This window comes from Corynebacterium crudilactis, assembly GCF_001643015.1.
In the GTDB taxonomy this organism is placed as follows: Bacteria; Actinomycetota; Actinomycetes; order Mycobacteriales; family Mycobacteriaceae; genus Corynebacterium; species Corynebacterium crudilactis.
The window spans coordinates 2,421,737-2,438,147 of the sequence record NZ_CP015622.1 but is presented as its reverse complement, the minus strand read 5'-3'; the positions used below and the strand labels follow the sequence as shown (position 1 = coordinate 2,438,147).

The 16,411-nt window shown below is 51.0% G+C and carries 16 protein-coding genes; 10 read left to right on the top strand and 6 right to left on the bottom strand.

The window, feature by feature from the left end:
- Positions 1-26: 26 nt before the first annotated feature.
- Together ccrud_RS11355 and ccrud_RS11350 are read right to left on the bottom strand one after the other, a co-directional pair.
- Positions 27-779: a FadR/GntR family transcriptional regulator gene (locus ccrud_RS11355; RefSeq protein WP_066567723.1), complete on the bottom strand. Its 753-nt coding sequence runs from the start codon at positions 777-779 to the stop codon at positions 27-29.
- 201 nt (positions 780-980) lie between these two features.
- The gene (locus tag ccrud_RS11350) at positions 981-1,469 is read right to left on the bottom strand and encodes a ferritin (RefSeq protein WP_066567720.1); all 489 of its coding nucleotides are present in this window, start codon (positions 1,467-1,469) and stop codon (positions 981-983) included.
- A gap of 451 nt (positions 1,470-1,920) precedes the next feature.
- Here ccrud_RS11350 and nrdF point away from each other — a divergent pair, with 451 nt between their 5' ends.
- The 5 genes from nrdF to ccrud_RS11325 all read left to right on the top strand — a co-directional run bounded on the left by nrdF (position 1,921) and on the right by ccrud_RS11325 (position 8,336).
- On the top strand, positions 1,921-2,925 hold the full coding sequence (gene nrdF, locus ccrud_RS11345) for a class 1b ribonucleoside-diphosphate reductase subunit beta (RefSeq protein ID WP_066567717.1): 1,005 nt from the start codon (positions 1,921-1,923) through the stop codon (positions 2,923-2,925).
- Between the two features lie 509 nt (positions 2,926-3,434).
- Positions 3,435-5,189: an aa3-type cytochrome oxidase subunit I gene (gene ctaD, locus ccrud_RS11340; protein WP_066567715.1), complete on the top strand. Its 1,755-nt coding sequence runs from the start codon at positions 3,435-3,437 to the stop codon at positions 5,187-5,189.
- 146 nt (positions 5,190-5,335) lie between these two features.
- Entirely contained in the window at positions 5,336-6,640 is a 1,305-nt protein-coding gene (gene serB, locus ccrud_RS11335; protein ID WP_066567714.1) for a phosphoserine phosphatase SerB, read from the top strand.
- Entirely contained in the window at positions 6,633-7,358 is a 726-nt protein-coding gene (locus tag ccrud_RS11330; RefSeq protein WP_066567712.1) for an aminoacyl-tRNA hydrolase, read from the top strand. The genes serB and ccrud_RS11330 overlap by 8 nt, the downstream gene beginning before the upstream one ends.
- 72 nt (positions 7,359-7,430) lie before the next feature.
- Positions 7,431-8,336, top strand: coding sequence for a DUF7847 domain-containing protein (locus tag ccrud_RS11325; protein WP_066567710.1), 906 nt, complete (start codon positions 7,431-7,433; stop codon positions 8,334-8,336).
- A gap of 8 nt (positions 8,337-8,344) precedes the next feature.
- Here the strand turns inward: ccrud_RS11325 and ccrud_RS11320 are convergent, their stop codons facing one another.
- From ccrud_RS11320 to ccrud_RS11310, 3 genes are all read right to left on the bottom strand, one after another.
- Positions 8,345-10,354 (bottom strand): ATP-dependent DNA helicase, encoded by a 2,010-nt coding sequence (locus ccrud_RS11320; RefSeq protein WP_066567707.1) that lies wholly within the window; start codon positions 10,352-10,354, stop codon positions 8,345-8,347.
- A gap of 145 nt (positions 10,355-10,499) precedes the next feature.
- Positions 10,500-11,840: a nicotinate phosphoribosyltransferase gene (locus ccrud_RS11315; RefSeq protein WP_066567704.1), complete on the bottom strand. Its 1,341-nt coding sequence runs from the start codon at positions 11,838-11,840 to the stop codon at positions 10,500-10,502.
- Positions 11,841-11,842: 2 nt separating this feature from the next.
- A complete protein-coding gene (locus ccrud_RS11310) occupies positions 11,843-12,388 on the bottom strand; it encodes a CAP domain-containing protein (protein ID WP_066567703.1) in 546 nt (181 codons plus the stop codon).
- Positions 12,389-12,706: 318 nt separating this feature from the next.
- Here ccrud_RS11310 and clpS point away from each other — a divergent pair, with 318 nt between their 5' ends.
- The 5 genes from clpS to ccrud_RS11285 are packed head-to-tail and all read left to right on the top strand — an operon-like array spanning position 12,707 to position 15,734.
- Complete coding sequence (gene clpS, locus ccrud_RS11305) at positions 12,707-13,009, top strand: ATP-dependent Clp protease adapter ClpS (RefSeq protein ID WP_066567701.1); 303 nt, start codon at positions 12,707-12,709, stop codon at positions 13,007-13,009.
- Positions 13,010-13,020: 11 nt separating this feature from the next.
- Positions 13,021-13,560 carry a DUF2017 domain-containing protein gene (locus ccrud_RS11300; protein ID WP_066567699.1) on the top strand — a complete coding sequence of 180 codons (540 nt, stop codon included), beginning with the start codon at positions 13,021-13,023 and terminating at the stop codon, positions 13,558-13,560.
- The gene (locus tag ccrud_RS11295) at positions 13,560-14,474 is read left to right on the top strand and encodes a P1 family peptidase (protein WP_066567696.1); all 915 of its coding nucleotides are present in this window, start codon (positions 13,560-13,562) and stop codon (positions 14,472-14,474) included. The genes ccrud_RS11300 and ccrud_RS11295 overlap by 1 nt, the downstream gene beginning before the upstream one ends.
- Positions 14,471-15,187 (top strand): rhomboid family intramembrane serine protease, encoded by a 717-nt coding sequence (locus tag ccrud_RS11290; RefSeq protein ID WP_066567694.1) that lies wholly within the window; start codon positions 14,471-14,473, stop codon positions 15,185-15,187. The genes ccrud_RS11295 and ccrud_RS11290 overlap by 4 nt, the downstream gene beginning before the upstream one ends.
- A gap of 49 nt (positions 15,188-15,236) precedes the next feature.
- The gene (locus ccrud_RS11285; protein ID WP_066567690.1) at positions 15,237-15,734 is read left to right on the top strand and encodes a MarR family winged helix-turn-helix transcriptional regulator; all 498 of its coding nucleotides are present in this window, start codon (positions 15,237-15,239) and stop codon (positions 15,732-15,734) included.
- On the opposite strand, the gene ccrud_RS11280 is transcribed toward ccrud_RS11285, so the two are convergent.
- On the bottom strand, positions 15,731-16,366 hold the full coding sequence (locus ccrud_RS11280) for a hypothetical protein (protein ID WP_245670259.1): 636 nt from the start codon (positions 16,364-16,366) through the stop codon (positions 15,731-15,733). The two genes, ccrud_RS11285 and ccrud_RS11280, sit on opposite strands and share 4 nt — an antisense overlap.
- Positions 16,367-16,411 lie beyond the last annotated feature (45 nt).

The window sequence follows — 16,411 nt, the reverse complement described above, 5'->3', positions numbered from 1 at the left end:
ATTAGGTTGGAGGCAATTTTTTTTTATTAGTTGAGCGTTCCCAGCACGCTGCGCACCTCATTGAGGATATTTCGGGACGCAGTTTCTGCGGCATCCGCATCACGGCTCAGGAGGGCGTCGGCAAGCTTATCGTGATTATCAAGCGCCTCGAGTGCTGGACGATCAGGCTGCAGGCCATGCTCAGTGCGCCCGACAAGCACCGCGCTTATCGACGGAATCACTGCAGCGAACATCTCATTGTGGCAATAACGCAAAATGAGTTCATGGAAGGTGACATCAGCTTCCAGGAAACGCTGTGATGCACCCTGCCCAGATTCACCTAGCTCACGCATTTCTGTTGCCAGCGCACGAATCTTTTCTAATTCAGCAGTCGAGGCGTGGAGAGCAACACTGCGTGCTGCAATTGGCTCAATAGCGATGCGCAGCTCAGTAAGTGACTGCAGCTGGCCTTCACGCTGACCTTCATCATTAAGGCGCCAGCGGATGATGGACTTATCAAAAACAGCCCACTGATTCTGTGGCAGCACAGTGATACCAATGCGACGGGAAGATGCAACAAGCCCAAGTTGTTCTAGAGCTCGCATAGCCTCACGCGCAACGGTACGAGAAATACCAAAACGCTCGCCGATGTCCATCAGTTTGAAAGTGTCACCGACAGCAACCTTGCCACTGACAATGTCTTGGCCGAGTTCATCAAGAACACTATCGAGCAGTGGCTTGGCTGGAGTGGGAGCAGAACCTAATGGATTATTCATAGGACTTTCGGGTGTTGGGGGCATGATGCCTCTTTAATAAGCTGTGTTTAATGGAACGATCAAAAAGAATGTGATTACCATTATGACTGTTTTAAGGAATGCATTCGAGTAAATCCCAATGTTTTTAGAAAACACCATCGTTTCGATGAACTCTGTAGTAATAAAAATGCTCCGCTCCCCTCTAGTGGGGGAGCGGAGCATTAGTTTTAGAAACTTACAGGTTTCTTAGCGGGAGCCGAGCTCACCATCGATGCGGAGGAGTCCTGCACCGGAATCACCGACGATGCGGAGGCGGTCGATGATCTCGCCGACGTTTGCTTCCTCTTCGATCTGCTCGTTGAGGAACCAATCGATCAATGCGCGGGAATCATAATCCTTCTCGGCATCCTGGATTGCAGCTAGCTCACGGATAAGTCCGGAGATCTTCTGCTCATGTGCGAGGGAAGCTTCGAATGCTTCCAGCGCGGTGGAGACATCAAGCTTTGGTGGTGCGATATCTCCGATCTGTGGGGTGTAGTCACGGTTCAGAAGGTGCTGAGCAAATTTCTGTGCATGCTCGATCTCTTCTTTGCTCTGTGCCTGCATCCAGTCGCGCATGCCGGTGAGGCCCAAATCGTCTAGAACGTAGGAGAGCTGAAGGTACACCATTGAAGCTTCAAGCTCTGCAGTCACTTGGTTGTTGAAAGCTGATGCGATCTTCTCGTTGATTGTCATGGCCCCTAAGATACACATCTTCTGCTGGTCTGTCAGCATAGGTTAGCGCAGCATAACCCGCGTTTTTGTGCTTTGGATTGGCTAAGTTTGCTCATGGTTTAAAGATGTAAAAAAGCCTCATTTTGAGACCTATTTCACATTAAAGGTTTTCTCTAAATGACGTGCTAGTGGCGATAATCTAGGGCAATAAGTGGGGTGCCCGGAGTTACTTTTTTCAATATGGAATTTCCCCAAGGGTGCGTTGCCCCCGCTTGGCGGGGCGTTAAATAAAGTGACTAAATTCACAATTTTGGCCTTGTGGGCACTTGTCACTGATGGGGGACTTGGGTGAATTTCATTCGCTCCCCCTGATCTTTCAAAGAGGTGAGAGTGAGGTAAGCTGGCGATCTGAAATCGCGCTGCATTGTGGCGTCGAAAAGCAAAAATCTTTATGAAGGGGAGAGTGTACCTAATGGCTGCTGATTCTGATCTCAGTGTTCATGATGCTTATCTAAAGGAGCATGTGGAACCAGTTAAAGCGATCAACTGGAGCTCCATCCCAGATTCCAAAGACCTTGAGGTGTGGGACCGCCTGACCGGCAACTTCTGGCTTCCTGAAAAGGTGCCAGTATCTAATGACATTAAGAGCTGGGGAACCCTGAGTGAGGTGGAAAAGGCTGCCACCATGCGTGTGTTCACTGGCCTTACCCTGCTGGACACCATTCAGGGCACCGTTGGCGCTATCTCCTTGCTGCCTGATGCGGAATCCATGCACGAAGAAGCAGTGTTGACCAACATTGCTTTCATGGAATCAGTGCACGCGAAGAGCTACTCCAACATCTTCATGACTCTCGCATCTACCCCAGAAATCAACGACGCATTCCGTTGGTCTGAAGAAAACGAGAACCTGCAGCGCAAGGCAAAGATTATTTTGTCCTACTATGAGGGTGAGGATCCACTCAAGCGCAAGATTGCTTCCGTAATTCTGGAGTCCTTCCTGTTCTACTCCGGCTTCTACCTTCCAATGTATTGGTCTAGCCACTCCAAACTGACCAACACCGCTGACGTGATCCGCTTGATCATCCGCGATGAAGCTGTGCACGGCTACTACATTGGCTACAAGTATCAAAAGGCTATCGCGCGCGAAACTCCTCAGCGACAGGAAGAGCTGAAGGAGTACGCCTTCGATCTGCTCTATGATCTCTACGACAATGAGACTCAGTACACCGAAGATCTCTACGACGATCTTGGCTGGACTGAAGACGTGAAGCGCTTCCTGCGTTACAACGCCAACAAGGCGCTGAACAACCTTGGCTACGAAGGCCTCTTCCCAGCGGATGAGACTAAGGTGTCTCCAAACATCTTGTCTGCGCTTTCACCAAATGCTGATGAAAACCATGACTTCTTCTCTGGCTCTGGTTCTTCATACGTCATTGGTAAGGCAGAAAATACTGTTGATGATGACTGGGATTTCTAAGAGTCCTTAATGTCGTGGTTCTAATTTTCAAAGTTTGAAAATACAAATGCCGCACCCCTAGAAAAATTTCTAGGGGTGCGGCATTTGTATTTTTAGCAGCTAACGGAATAGGGGAGGGGTATGTTCTTGTTAAAAGGCCTGCGGGGTGTCTTCAAGGAAAGAGGCTAGAAAGTTCACCTCAACCATTCGATTGAACCCCAGCGGGGGGAGATGTGAAAACTGTGACAGGGGTTAATTGCGGGGGTGGGGCATCCTGGCAAAACGTCGATCAAAATGTGAACCCCTTCACAGCTTTTGCTGAAACTCACTGCCCACAGGTGACCGATCTGGTTAACAACCTCACCCAAAGATCTAAAAACATTTTTTTTGGGCATGAAAAAGGGTTACAGTTAGCTGCATACCGGCCTTTTTGGGTTGGCATCGGATCCTGCCTGTGGCTTAAGATCAGGCAGTGTTGTTAAAGGACGATCGGTAATCCGAATGGATCGTCCCGTAGTCAGGAGGAACCTATGACCGCTGTGGCGCCTAGGGTCGACGGGCACGTCGCCCCACAAAGGCCCGAGCCGACAGGCCATGCACGCACGGGCAGCAAAGCATGGATGATGATGACCACCACCGACCACAAGCAGCTGGGCATTATGTACATCATTATGTCCTTCAGCTTCTTCTTCCTCGGTGGCTTGATGGCCCTGCTTATCCGCGCAGAGCTTTTCACCCCTGGTCTGCAGTTCTTGTCCAATGAGCAGTTCAACCAGCTGTTCACCATGCACGGAACTGTCATGCTGCTGCTTTACGGAACTCCAATCGTTTGGGGTTTCGCTAACTACGTTCTGCCACTGCAAATCGGTGCGCCTGACGTAGCTTTCCCACGTTTGAACGCTTTCGGCTTCTGGATCACCACCGTTGGTGGTATTGCAATGCTGACTGGCTTCCTAACCCCGGGTGGTGCTGCTGACTTCGGTTGGACCATGTACTCCCCACTTTCTGACGCTATTCACTCCCCAGGCCTTGGCTCTGACATGTGGATCGTCGGCGTTGGTGCAACAGGTATTGGTTCCGTTGCATCCGCAATTAACATGCTGACCACCATCCTGTGCCTCCGCGCACCAGGTATGACCATGTTCCGCATGCCAATCTTCACCTGGAACATCTTCATTGTTTCTGTTCTTGCACTGCTGATCTTCCCACTGTTGCTTGCTGCTGCACTGGGCGTTCTGTATGACCGCAAGCTTGGTGGACACATCTACGATCCAGCTAACGGTGGCTCCCTGCTTTGGCAACACCTGTTCTGGTTCTTCGGACACCCAGAGGTTTACGTTCTTGCACTGCCATTCTTCGGCATCGTGTCTGAGATCATTCCTGTGTTCTCCCGTAAGCCAATGTTCGGTTACGTCGGCCTGATCTTCGCAACCCTGTCCATTGGTGCACTATCCATGGCTGTGTGGGCTCACCACATGTTCGTGACCGGTGCGGTTTTGCTACCGTTCTTCTCCTTCATGACGTTCCTGATTTCGGTTCCTACCGGCGTTAAGTTCTTCAACTGGGTGGGCACCATGTGGAAGGGCCACATCACTTGGGAAACCCCAATGATCTGGTCTGTTGGCTTCATGGCTACCTTCCTCTTCGGTGGACTTACCGGCATTATGCTGGCAGCCCCACCACTGGACTTCCACTTGTCTGACTCCTACTTCCTGATCGCGCACTTCCACTACACCCTCTTCGGTACCGTGGTGTTCGCATCTTGTGCAGGCGTTTACTTCTGGTTCCCGAAGATGACTGGCCGCATGCTCGATGAGCGTCTTGGCAAGATCCACTTCTGGTTGACCTTCGTTGGTTTCCACGGCACCTTCCTCATCCAGCACTGGGTGGGCAACATGGGTATGCCACGTCGTTACGCTGATTACCTGGATTCAGATGGCTTCACCATCTACAACCAGATTTCTACGGTCTTCTCCTTCCTCCTCGGCTTGTCTGTTATTCCATTCGTTTGGAACGTCTTCAAGTCTTGGCGCTATGGTGAGCTCGTTACCGTTGATGATCCTTGGGGTTATGGCAACTCCCTGGAGTGGGCAACCTCCTGCCCTCCTCCTCGCCACAACTTCACCTCCCTGCCTCGTATCCGCTCCGAGCGCCCTGCGTTCGAGCTGCACTACCCGCACATGATTGAACGCATGCGCGCAGAGGCACATACTGGACATCACGATGATCAGAATGCTCCAGAATTGGGTACTGCCCCGGCCCATGCAACTAACTCTGGCCGCTAAAAATGTCTGAGTAAGTTCTGTACCTGACTAAGAGACACCAGCCCCAGCAGAGAAAATCTGCTGGGGCTGGTGTTTTATTTTGGGCGGATTTTTTATCACGATATCTGAAGTAGTGTTCCGATCAGAGACGTGAGACAATTATTTTCGTGACTGAACTGAATCAGAATGAATCCCTAGAAATCGCTGAGCTAGAAATCGGCCAGCAGGTTGCGTTGCGTGAAGGTTATCTTCCAGCGGTGATCACAGTGAGCGGTAAAGATCGCCACGGCGTGACTGCCGCATTCTTTAGAGTCTTATCTGCCAATAAGGTTCAGGTTTTGGACGTTGAGCAATCAATGTTTCGCGGATTTTTAAACCTGGCTGCGTTCGTGGGTATTGCTCCTGAAAAGGTTGAAACTGTCACCACCGGCTTAACTGATACTTTGCGAGTCCATGGGCAATCAGTGGTTGTGGAGCTGCAAGAAGCAGTGCAATCTGCACGTCCTCGTTCTTCCCACGTCGTGGTTGTGTTGGGCGATCCGGTTGATGCTTTGGATATTTCTCGCATTGGTCAGACGTTGGCTGATTATGATGCCAACATCGATACCATCCGTGGCATTTCGGATTACCCAGTAACTGGCCTGGAGCTCAAGGTTACGGTTCCTGATGTCAGCCCTGGTGGCGGTGAAGCTATGCGTAAGGCACTTGCTTCGCTTACTTCAGAGCTGAACGTTGATATCGCGATTGAGCGTTCTGGTCTGTTGCGCCGCTCTAAGCGCCTGGTGTGCTTCGATTGTGATTCCACGCTGATCACCGGTGAGGTTATTGAGATGCTGGCGGCTCACGCTGGCAAGGAAGCAGAAGTAGCTGAAGTTACTGAGCGTGCTATGCGTGGTGAGCTCGATTTCGAGGAGTCTTTGCGTGAGCGTGTGAAGGCTTTGGCTGGTTTGGATGCTTCAGTGATTGATGAAGTTGCCAAGGCCATTGAACTGACTCCAGGTGCTCGTACCACCATTCGTACCCTCAACCGCATGGGTTACCAGACTGCTGTGGTTTCTGGCGGTTTCATCCAGGTTCTAGATGGCTTGGCTGATGAACTGGAGCTGGATTATGTCCGCGCCAATACGCTGGAAATTGTTGATGGCAAGCTGACTGGCAATGTCATTGGCAAGATCGTGGATCGTGCAGCAAAGGCTGAATTCTTGCGTGAATTCGCGGCTGATTCCGGTTTGAAGATGTACCAGACTGTGGCTGTTGGCGATGGTGCCAATGACATCGATATGCTCTCTGCTGCCGGCCTGGGTATCGCATTCAACGCGAAGCCAGCGTTGAAGGAGATTGCGGATACTTCTGTGAACCACCCATTCTTGGATGAGGTGCTGCACATGATGGGTATTTCTCGTGATGAGATTGACCTGGCTGATCAGGAAGATGGAACTTTCCACCGCGTTCCTTTGACCAACAATGCCTAAAGATTCGCTTTTCGACGCCCACTCTCTCCTCCGCGATCGCGCGAGCGAGGGGCCGCATAGCGAAGATCCTACGGATCCTTCAACTGTGCAGGCTATGCAAATTGCATTGCATATTCCAAAGCAGAATCCGCCGAGGCGGACGGATGTGTTGGAAGCGGCGGCTAGGAGCGTCGTCAAGCTATGTCTTGATGAGCGAGTCTCAGCAGACATGGAATTTAGAGCGGCGCTGGAGCGCTGGTATGGCCATTTAATTCGCAAGGTCGCGCGTCGCGCACGCAATGCTGCGTGGGAGCGTGTGCAGGAATTAGCTGGTGTCACGGTGGAAGATGATGCTGCGCAAGTGCGAGCTTTCCTGCCTAGTGCTGTGATTGATGTTCCTGCAGATATTAAGAAGCTACAAATTTCTGGCACGGAGCTGCCTTTGGATGAACCAAATCCGATTGTGGATGATTTTCCAATCATCTACATTGATGGCTCTTTGTCTATGTCTTTGGGCAAAGCTGCAGCTCAGGTAGGTCATGCATCCATGTTGCTCGCTGCCCACCAATCTTTTGAGTGGATAGAGAAGTGGTCGGAAGCTGATTTTGCGTTACATGTCCGGGAGGTTCCGGCAGCGGAGTTTAAACAACTGTTGGAAAGTCCCGGTGCAGTTCCGGTTCGTGATGGTGGCTTCACTGAGGTTGCCCCCAATACCGTCACAGTTGTTGCAGTTCCATAACTAAATGGGCATTGATTATTAGTTGCTTGTAAAGTGAAATTGACCGTTGCCCTCAACCAAAAGGACACTGCTATGACAAGCCCATATGGATCACAATATCCAGGTGATAACAACGAAAATTGGGATTCCCAATTTGGTAATCCTTCCGGTGCGCAGAACTACGGCCAGCCTCAAGGGGATCCCTATGGACAGCCATACGGCCAGCCTTATGGTCAAGATTTCAACCAGGGATATGGCGCGTTTGCTAGTCCAATTGCTGCTGAAACCCCACAGCCATCCCTCGAAGAAGCTCAGTGGCGTCCCTTTGATTTGGGCACTGTTTTTGGTCAGGCATGGAAAGGCTTTGCAGCTACCTGGACGTCTTGGGTGGTGTCTACGCTAATTTACTACGCGCTGGCATTTGTGCTCATGCTGATTTGTATGATTCCAATGTTCGGTGTCGTTGCCGCGGCTTCTGTTGAATCCGATACCTTAACCGGCTTGTCGCTGGGTGCATCTGGATTTGTGATGATCCTGGCAGCTATCGCTTCTATTGCGGTCAGCTTCGTGTGGGCATTGAATTGCTACCGAAATGCAGCAAAAGTAGTCCGCGGTGAGCAGATTTCCGTGGGAAGCTTTTTTAAATTCTCTGGTTTGGGCACGAGCTTTGTGGTGTATCTTTTGATCACGATCATGATCGTGATCGGTATGTTCTTATTTATTGTTCCAGGAATCATCGCGATGGTTGTCTTTGCTTTTGCGCTGCCGGCAGTATTCCAATTGCGTAATGCTGGTATCGGCGAGGCATTTTCTGCAAGCTGGAAGATGGTCTCCAAAAACCTCGGCCAGGTCATCTTGCTGATTCTGGTAGCCATTGCCCTTAATGCATTGGGCAGCGCGATCATCATTGGTGTGCTGGTTTCTTCACCTTTGATGTACCTGCTTTACGCGTATGCATTCCAGACCGCTATTGGCGGTCCAGTCATGCACCGTTCATAAAATTTGTATTACTGAGCCACCAATCGCTTGAGTGCTGCGCGCACTGTCGAGGGATCGGTGGTTCCCCAAAATTTGGGCATAGATGAGCGCAGGAAACTGCCATAGCGTTTTGTCATCAGACGATGATCAAGAACTGCAACTACGCCACGATCACTAACGTGGCGGAGCAAACGGCCAGCACCCTGCGCCATGAGAAGCGCTGCATGAGATGCCGCAACTTCCATGAACCCATTCCGTCCCTCTGCATCTGCTGCTTCTTTGCGCGCCTGCAAGAGGGGATCATCCGGGCGTGGGAATGGAATACGGTCGATCAACACCAGTGAGAGTGAGCGTCCTGGAACGTCCACTCCCTGCCATAAGGTGAGAGTTCCAAACAGGCAGGTGTTTTCACTGTCGGAGAACTTCTTCACCAATGCTGCGGTGTTGTCGTCGCCTTGGCATAACACATCAAAAGGCAAGCGCAGGCGCATTGCTTTGGTAGCTTGTTCTGCAGCGCGTTTTGATGAAAAGAGCCCTAAAGTTCGGCCTCCCGCAGCAGTAATTAGCTCGTAGATTTCATCGAGTGTTTCCTCTGGCAGCCCATCTCGACCTGGATCGGGGAGATGCTTCGCGGTGTATAGAATGCCAGATTTTGCAGGATCAAAAGGAGTGCCTGCATCCAGGGAATCCCATGTTCCCTTAGGCAAGCCCCAACTGGCAGCCATGGCGTCGAAATTTCCGCCGATGGTAAGCGTCGCACTAGCTAGGACCACAGTGTTATCTGTGAAGAGTTTTTCATGCAAGAGTCCCGCTACCGATAGCGGTGCCACGTTAAGGGAATCCCCACGACGATCATCGTGGTTATGCCACACCACGTCGAATTGTTTGGAAGGGTCTTCTTCTGCAAAGACTTCTAGAATGCGCACGATGGCATCGTGAATTTCCATCAAGTGGTTACTTAAGTTCTGGCGTTCTGCTGACCGTTCTGGATCATTGGCAGCTTCGCCTTCGGGAGCGCCTGTAATTTGGGTCCGTAACGCCCACAGCGCATCCTTGAGCGCTACTAACGTGCCTTTAGAACTGTCATCCATATCGTTCCATCGGCCTGGCTGCATTGTTTGCAAGAGTGTTTCTAGATCACCGGCAATTTCTTGCAGACGTTCTTCACGCTTATCAGAATCTAATTTAGACGCACGGCGAGCCGCAAGGTTGAGAGCGTTGACAGTGATCTCAGCAGAAGCAACTGCAGTGATGCGACCATCAAGTTCATGCGCCTCATCGATGATCACCACATCATGTTCAGGCAGTACTGAAACATCAGCTAAAGCATCGATAGCTAGTAACGCATGGTTTGTTACTACAACATCAGCTTCTTTAGCTTGGCCACGAGCAATTTCCGCGAAACATTCCTCACCATGTGGGCAGCGCGATGCACCAATGCATTCCCGAGCAGTGACACTAACCTGTTTCCAGGCGAGATCAGGAACACCTGGATCCAGATCATCGCGGTCACCGGTATCTGTTTCATTAGCCCATTCGTTAAGGCGCACAATGTGCTTACCTAGCCACGAAATATCTTCTTGTTCTATCAGTGCGTCTTCTTGGTTAAGCTCTTCCTGACGTGCCACCTTGTTCATGCACAAATAATTGGAACGGCCCTTCATAATTGCGAAAGTGGGGCGACGCTCCATCAAGGGTTCTAAAGCATCAACCAGGCGGGGGAGATCTCGGTTTACTAACTGACGTTGCAGGGCGATCGTAGCGGTAGAGACGATCACTGTGGAATTAGTTTTCTGCGCATGCCGAATAGCCGGAACCAGGTATGCCAAAGATTTACCCGTACCGGTGCCAGCTTGAACAGCGAGGTGGCGCTTGCCGTCAAAAGCCTTGGTCACAGCCTTAGCCATTGCTTCCTGGCCAGCTCTTCGTGCACCGCCCAAAGCTTCGACGGCAGCAGCTAGTAACTCTTCCGTAGACGCATTCAACGGCTCGGAAGATGTTTCAAGAGTGGATTCTGAGGTGGATTCTGCAGCAGACATTGTGCCAAGTCTATCCAGATCGGTGCCAAAAGCCTAAGCCACTAATGGGGCATTGTTGCAGGCTTGCGCAAAGACAAAACCAGACTGCCAAGGTTGTATCATTGGCAGTCTGGTTAGAACGTGCTGCGGTTATAAAGGGCGGGTTTTAGACCACTGGTGGGAACCCTACAAAGCGAGTGTGCAGCACTGGCTCATCGCGAGAAAGTGCGAGACCCTCCCAAGGCAAAGACACCAATTGCTTAGCCAAGTAATCTCGGGAATCCTTCAATGTTGGCAAACCTGGGACGATCTCTCCATCGCGCATCAACGGAATGGTGAGGCTTAACGTATCGAGCTTGCCGGTATCTGGAGCTTCTTCATTGAAGGGGTATACGATCTCTTCGATCGCGGTGCCAGATGCGCGATGGGTGCGTACTGCTTTCTTTCCACCGCCGTAGCTTTCCTTATTGCGGGAGCGCTTAGCCACAGGGTGGCCTGAAACTTCCACGATCTTGTACACCAAGCCTGCCGTAGGTGCACCAGAACCAGTGACAACGGATGTACCGACACCAAAGACATCAACTGGCTCCCCGCGAAGGCCTGCGATAGCAAATTCATCCAAGTCGGACGAGACCACAATTTTAGTGTTGTGGGCGTTCATCTCATCGAGCTGTTTGCGCACTTTACGTGCCAGAACGCCCAAATCACCGGAGTCAATGCGCACGCCACCTAGATCAGGACCTGCAACTTCAACGGCAGTTTTTACACCTTGAGTGATGTCGTAGGTATCGACTAGCAAAGTGGTATCGACTCCGAGGGAATCGATCTGTGCCTTAAAAGCTGCTGCCTCGTTGGGAGTGCCATCATCGTTGATGTGGAGCAGCGTCCAGGCGTGGGCAGAAGTTCCTGAGGCTGGGATGCCGTAGCGGTACGCTGCTTCAAGGTTTGAGGTGGTAGAAAAACCAGCGAGGTAGGCTGCACGCGATGCGGTAACTGCAGCGTACTCGTGAGTTCGGCGGGAGCCCATTTCAATAATTGGACGGCCATCTGCTGCTGTGACCATGCGTGCAGCTGCTGAAGCAACTGCCGAATCCGCATTCATGATGGACAGAATGACTGTTTCTAAGATGACACATTCTGCAAAAGTGCCCCGGACGGTAAGCAGCGGGGATTGCGGGAAATAAATCTCACCCTCGCGGTAACCATCAACCTGTCCGGTGAAGCTGTAATTGCGCAAATACTCGAGGGTGCGGTCATCTAAGAAATCTAGATCTTCTAACTGTTCTTCAGTGAATACAAAGTCACGGATAGCTTTTAGCACTCGTGCAGTTCCGGCCACGACGCCATAACGGCGCTCGTTGGGTAGGCGACGGCTAAAGACCTCAAAAGTGGAAGGGCGTTCGGCAGAACCATCTGCAAGTGCTGCTTGCAGCATGGTCAGCTCATATTTATCAGTGAGTAGAGCTGTAGAACGATTTGAGGAGAATTCAGAGGGATTGGTATTCACTCTTATGATTCTACGGAATCGAGTGCGGGTTCAGTGAACTGCACCACTACCCAGGAGAGATCATTCTTGTATGCGACACCTATGCCGATGGCCTCGTAATCTTTTGCAAGCAAGAGATCTGCATGTTCAGGTGAGGCTAAAAACCTGTCAATGATAGTGTCCGCATTCGCCTCAGCATAAGGCAGATGCATTTGCAGAACTACCAGATTTCCCTCTGGGTCTGGGATGGTGCCTTCCACTCCGGAGTCTGCATTTCCCTGGGCAATCTGTTGCGCAGCGTCATGTAATGGAATTTCTGGGGCAATACCCACTAGACCTTGTTGATTGCGTTCATAATTAATTTTGTTCAAGATATCTGTGCGCACTTGTGCAAGAGCCGGTGGTTGAGGGGCCGTGCCAGTGGAAATGCCATTCAAAGTGATGATCAGCGTCAAAAGGATGGACAAAATTGGGATGGCTTTTGCGATGGACTCAATGAATGAAGCGTGAGTCGGCGCCATGCCCCACTTTTCCAGTAGGACGCGAGCTTGAGCTGCGAGGCCTTCCATGTGGTGGTCCTTCCGCTGGGATTTAAATCAAAATCGACATTGATTAGGGGAATAAAATAAAATAGCTAGTGCATTTTCAGGCAAAAGGCTATCAGAGTGGACGCAGATATGCGACGTTCCTCGATTGTGCATTCCCGCAGGTAAGAGGTGTGGTTTTTGGGTGATATATCACCTAAATGTATTTTCTTCAAGGAAAATATTCGGCCGCTCTGCACCAACGCAAGGTTGTTGACTAGGCTGTTTGTCATGAATAGGCAAAATCATCTTCACTACCCACAAGCGGTGAAGGAAGCAGAAAGTGCGCACAGAAACCCGGCTATGTCATCACCTTCTGCGCCACTTGCCACACCAGATGTTGAGCTTGAAGTGCACACATTGTCGAGCGAAAACCTGCCTTGGCTCTGCATCGTGTGGGATGACCCAGTTAATCTCATGAGCTATGTCACCTATGTTTTCCAGACTGTTTTGGGCTTTAGTAAAAAGAAAGCAACAGAGCTGATGATGCAAGTGCACACGGAAGGTAAAGCGGTTGTGAGCTCTGGCGAAAAGGACAAGGTGGAAGGCGATGTGAAAAAGCTCCACACTGCAGGCCTGTGGGCAACAATGCAGCAGGCAGGTTAAGGAGAACTCTTATGCAGCAATGGAAGAAGAAAAAGGGCCTGATGCGTCAGGTGCGTTTCGCAGTGGTTTTTGAGCCAATGGAGCGCGAAGTGCTGGGCGATTTATCTGCAGCGGTCAGTGAAGCGCTGATTCAGCGAGCTCAGGCAGTTCCTAAAGATCCGCTGGCAGAGATGACCGGTATGACAAGTGGGCATAAAGAAGCTCCGGCTGATCCGTCCTTGGCACGTTTGCTGCCGGATTTTCAGCATGAAGGCGATGAAGAATACGACGGGGACAATTCCTTCCTCCGTTCGCTGCATGAAGGAGATATCACTCGGGCGAAGCTCGCTAATCTGCGCGTGGTCAATGATGCACTTGGTCCCGATGGAAATGTTGCAGTGACTGCTTCCGAAGAAGAGGCCCACGCTTGGTTGGCTGCACTTAATGATATTCGCCTTTATGTTGCTTCTGGCGATATTCATGGGGGAGAAGCCGCCGAAGAAGATCGCGATAATCTGGTGCAATGGCTGGCATATAACCAAGAGTCATTATTAGAAGCGATGACAAACTAATGCTTATCGACGTCCCCGGCTTCCTTTTAGGCCACGTGAGCAAAGGGGATACGGGCTGTTCAGTGGTAGTGGCACCTCACGGTGCCTTTGCCGGTGTCGATGTTCGCGGGGGTGGTCCAGGAACTCGGGAAACTGATCTTTTAGAACCACATAATTCTGTCCAGCAGGTACACGCTGTGGCCTTATGTGGTGGATCTGCTTTTGGTTTGGCTGCAGCTGACGGCGTGATGAGCGCTCTGGAAGAGCGGGGCATTGGTTTTCCTGTGCGTCCAGAAGGCCCCATCGTTCCGATTGTTCCTGGCGCGGTGATCTTTGACTTATTGGTGGGAGATGCGAAGAACCGACCTACTGCAGCTGATGGAAAACAAGCTGTAGAAAATGCTTTTGCCGGAACCCACAATGATTCCGGAAGCGTTGGTGCTGGCACAGGTGCTACTGCAGGGCGACTTCGTGGTGGATTTGGACAAAGCTCGCGCGCGGTCGGCCAATACATGATTGCAGCTGCTGTGGTGGCTAATCCTGTAGGCGAAGTAGTTGACCTTGAAACTGGGGCATTGTTTGGTAGGCCCGAACTGAAGGGTGTGGGCGTCGATAAGCTAAAAAGTGCGGCAGAAACGCTGAACACGACCATCGGCGTCGTGGCAACTGATGCGCCGGTGACAAAAGCTCAAGCGAAGCGCTTGGCTTTGGTTGCCCACGATGGACTTGCGCGTGCTGTGCGGCCAGCACATTCGCCGATGGATGGCGACACCTTTTTTGCCATGTCTTCCGGCGATGGCAGTGGTGTTACTACCGAGACGCTGGCGCAATTGTCTGAACACGCCGCAGAATGTGTACAGGACGCTATTATTGACGCCATACTTTCCGCGAGTCCGGGACTCGGTCTCAAAAGCTTCAGGGAACTTTTACCATGAGTTATAACAGCCCCTACAACAACACAAACTTTGGTGCCACCGGCATGAATCCACCAACAGGTGGACCAGTAAAGCCATGGAATAAACCCAGCGCAAACCTTAACCAGCAGCTGAAGAATAAATCTTCAGTTCGTACTGGGCTTACCTTCGCCATTGGTTATGTGGTGATTATTTGGGCGGTGCATCTGGTTACGGTGCTCACCGGTGGATTTTTAAATAACTTTGGCATTCATCCACTCGATACCAGTTCACTGTGGGGAATTTTCACCTCCCCATTTCTCCATGGCAGCTTTAGTCACCTCATCGGAAACACCATCCCCGGTTTTATATTCAGCTTTTTAATCGGCATGAGCGGTAAACGGGTGTTTTGGGAAGTCACAATTATTGCCGGCCTCATTGGCGGATTTGGCACGTGGCTTTTCGGCGGAATCGGTACGAACCATATCGGTGCTTCGGGGCTAATCTACGGCTGGCTGGGTTATCTCATTGTGCGAGGTATTTTTAACAGAGATATCAAACAATTCCTGCTTGGCATTGTTCTGGCATTTATTTACTCAGGTTTATTCTGGGGGCTGCTACCTACTCAGGCTGGTGTTTCTTGGCAGGGGCATCTCTTCGGCGCGCTCGGTGGAATTGGTGCGGGAGCTTTTATCACTTCGGACGATCCAGCAGCGCTGAAAGCAAAGAAGAAACAGAAGAAATTGCAAAAGTAACAAAGTCCCAGGTTATGTAGTTTTGGTTGAGCGGCTATAATTTCTTGACATGACAAGTGAGAATCCAGAATCCCAGGACATTTGGCTGACTGACGAACAACAAGATGTATGGCTTGATGTGTGGACAATGCGAATTGGCCTACCGGCTCGTTTGGATGCTCAACTTAAAGAAGCTGCTGGGCTTAGTCATTTTGAGTACTTCACCATGGCTCAGATTTCCATGGCTCCGAACCGTAGAGTGCGTATGAGCGAGCTCGCTGAGCTATCCGATATGACTTTGTCGCACCTTTCCCGCGTGGTTACGCGCCTAGAAAAGGCCGGTTGGGTAAAGCGCGTTCCTGATCCTGATGATGGCCGTGCCACCGTTGCAGTTTTAACAGATTCTGGTTGGAAAAAAGTACAAGATACCGCCCCAGGACATGTCCAAGAAGTGCGCCGTATTGTGTTTGATTCCTTGACCGCTGAAGAGCTACGCGTGATGGGTACCGCCATGAAAAAGATCGTTAATCAGCTCGACATGTCCAATAGGCTGCCAAGAGTTAATTAGGAAATGTAGACAACGGCGTTGTTTCCTCCAGTACAGGTGACGTAGTCGCCGTTGTCTTGGCAATTCATGCTGTAGCTGGCACCTGTGATGGGGCTGCGTGCTGTGACTTGGCCAGAAATCTCATCGTTTTCTAGGTAATTTAGTGCCACGGCATCACGAACAGCTTGGGCGAATTCTGCCGATGTAGCAGCTGAACCGGTATAAACATTGTTCAAATTTCCTGCATCAGCATGAGCTGCGGCAGCTGCGTTGGCAGGAGCTGCACCCGTTGGAAGGACAGGCTGAGGAGGCCGGGCAATGGGGGTTTCTCCCGTTTTATTCGGCGGAGCAGACGGCTTCGTTTCCTGCGGAGAAGTACTAAGAACCGTGTCCGTCTTAGTAGTCTCTGGGGCTGTGTCAGCCGAGGAAGCCGGGGCTGCCGTATCGGATGAATCGTTCGAACCCGCAAGACTATTGATCAATAAAATAGATGCACACACGATGATGGCAACAAGAATCAAAACAAGTCCAAGCACACCACCACTATTAGAGCGTTTGGCAGGCACCACAGATGCTGTAGCTGTGCCAACTGTTTCCGGAGTTGCCCGCACTGCCTGGAAGCGTCTGGTTTCTGGATCTGGTGAGTCTGCCATTGCCATATTGTGGCACAACTTCAACAGATGAAAAGGGAAGCAGTG

Excerpts from the sequence above, each read along its gene's own strand:
- ccrud_RS11355 (WP_066567723.1), bottom strand. The coding sequence starts at position 779 with ATGCCCCCAACACCCGAAAGTCCTATGAATAATCCATTAGGTTCTGCT.
- ccrud_RS11350 (WP_066567720.1), bottom strand. The coding sequence starts at position 1,469 with ATGACAATCAACGAGAAGATCGCATCAGCTTTCAACAACCAAGTGACT.
- nrdF (WP_066567717.1), top strand. The coding sequence starts at position 1,921 with ATGGCTGCTGATTCTGATCTCAGTGTTCATGATGCTTATCTAAAGGAG.
- ctaD (WP_066567715.1), top strand. The coding sequence starts at position 3,435 with ATGACCGCTGTGGCGCCTAGGGTCGACGGGCACGTCGCCCCACAAAGG.
- ccrud_RS11330 (WP_066567712.1), top strand. The coding sequence starts at position 6,633 with ATGCCTAAAGATTCGCTTTTCGACGCCCACTCTCTCCTCCGCGATCGC.
- ccrud_RS11325 (WP_066567710.1), top strand. The coding sequence starts at position 7,431 with ATGACAAGCCCATATGGATCACAATATCCAGGTGATAACAACGAAAAT.
- ccrud_RS11320 (WP_066567707.1), bottom strand. The coding sequence starts at position 10,354 with ATGTCTGCTGCAGAATCCACCTCAGAATCCACTCTTGAAACATCTTCC.
- ccrud_RS11310 (WP_066567703.1), bottom strand. The coding sequence starts at position 12,388 with ATGGAAGGCCTCGCAGCTCAAGCTCGCGTCCTACTGGAAAAGTGGGGC.
- clpS (WP_066567701.1), top strand. The coding sequence starts at position 12,707 with ATGTCATCACCTTCTGCGCCACTTGCCACACCAGATGTTGAGCTTGAA.
- ccrud_RS11300 (WP_066567699.1), top strand. The coding sequence starts at position 13,021 with ATGCAGCAATGGAAGAAGAAAAAGGGCCTGATGCGTCAGGTGCGTTTC.
- ccrud_RS11295 (WP_066567696.1), top strand. The coding sequence starts at position 13,560 with ATGCTTATCGACGTCCCCGGCTTCCTTTTAGGCCACGTGAGCAAAGGG.
- ccrud_RS11290 (WP_066567694.1), top strand. The coding sequence starts at position 14,471 with ATGAGTTATAACAGCCCCTACAACAACACAAACTTTGGTGCCACCGGC.
- ccrud_RS11285 (WP_066567690.1), top strand. The coding sequence starts at position 15,237 with ATGACAAGTGAGAATCCAGAATCCCAGGACATTTGGCTGACTGACGAA.
- ccrud_RS11280 (WP_245670259.1), bottom strand. The coding sequence starts at position 16,366 with ATGGCAGACTCACCAGATCCAGAAACCAGACGCTTCCAGGCAGTGCGG.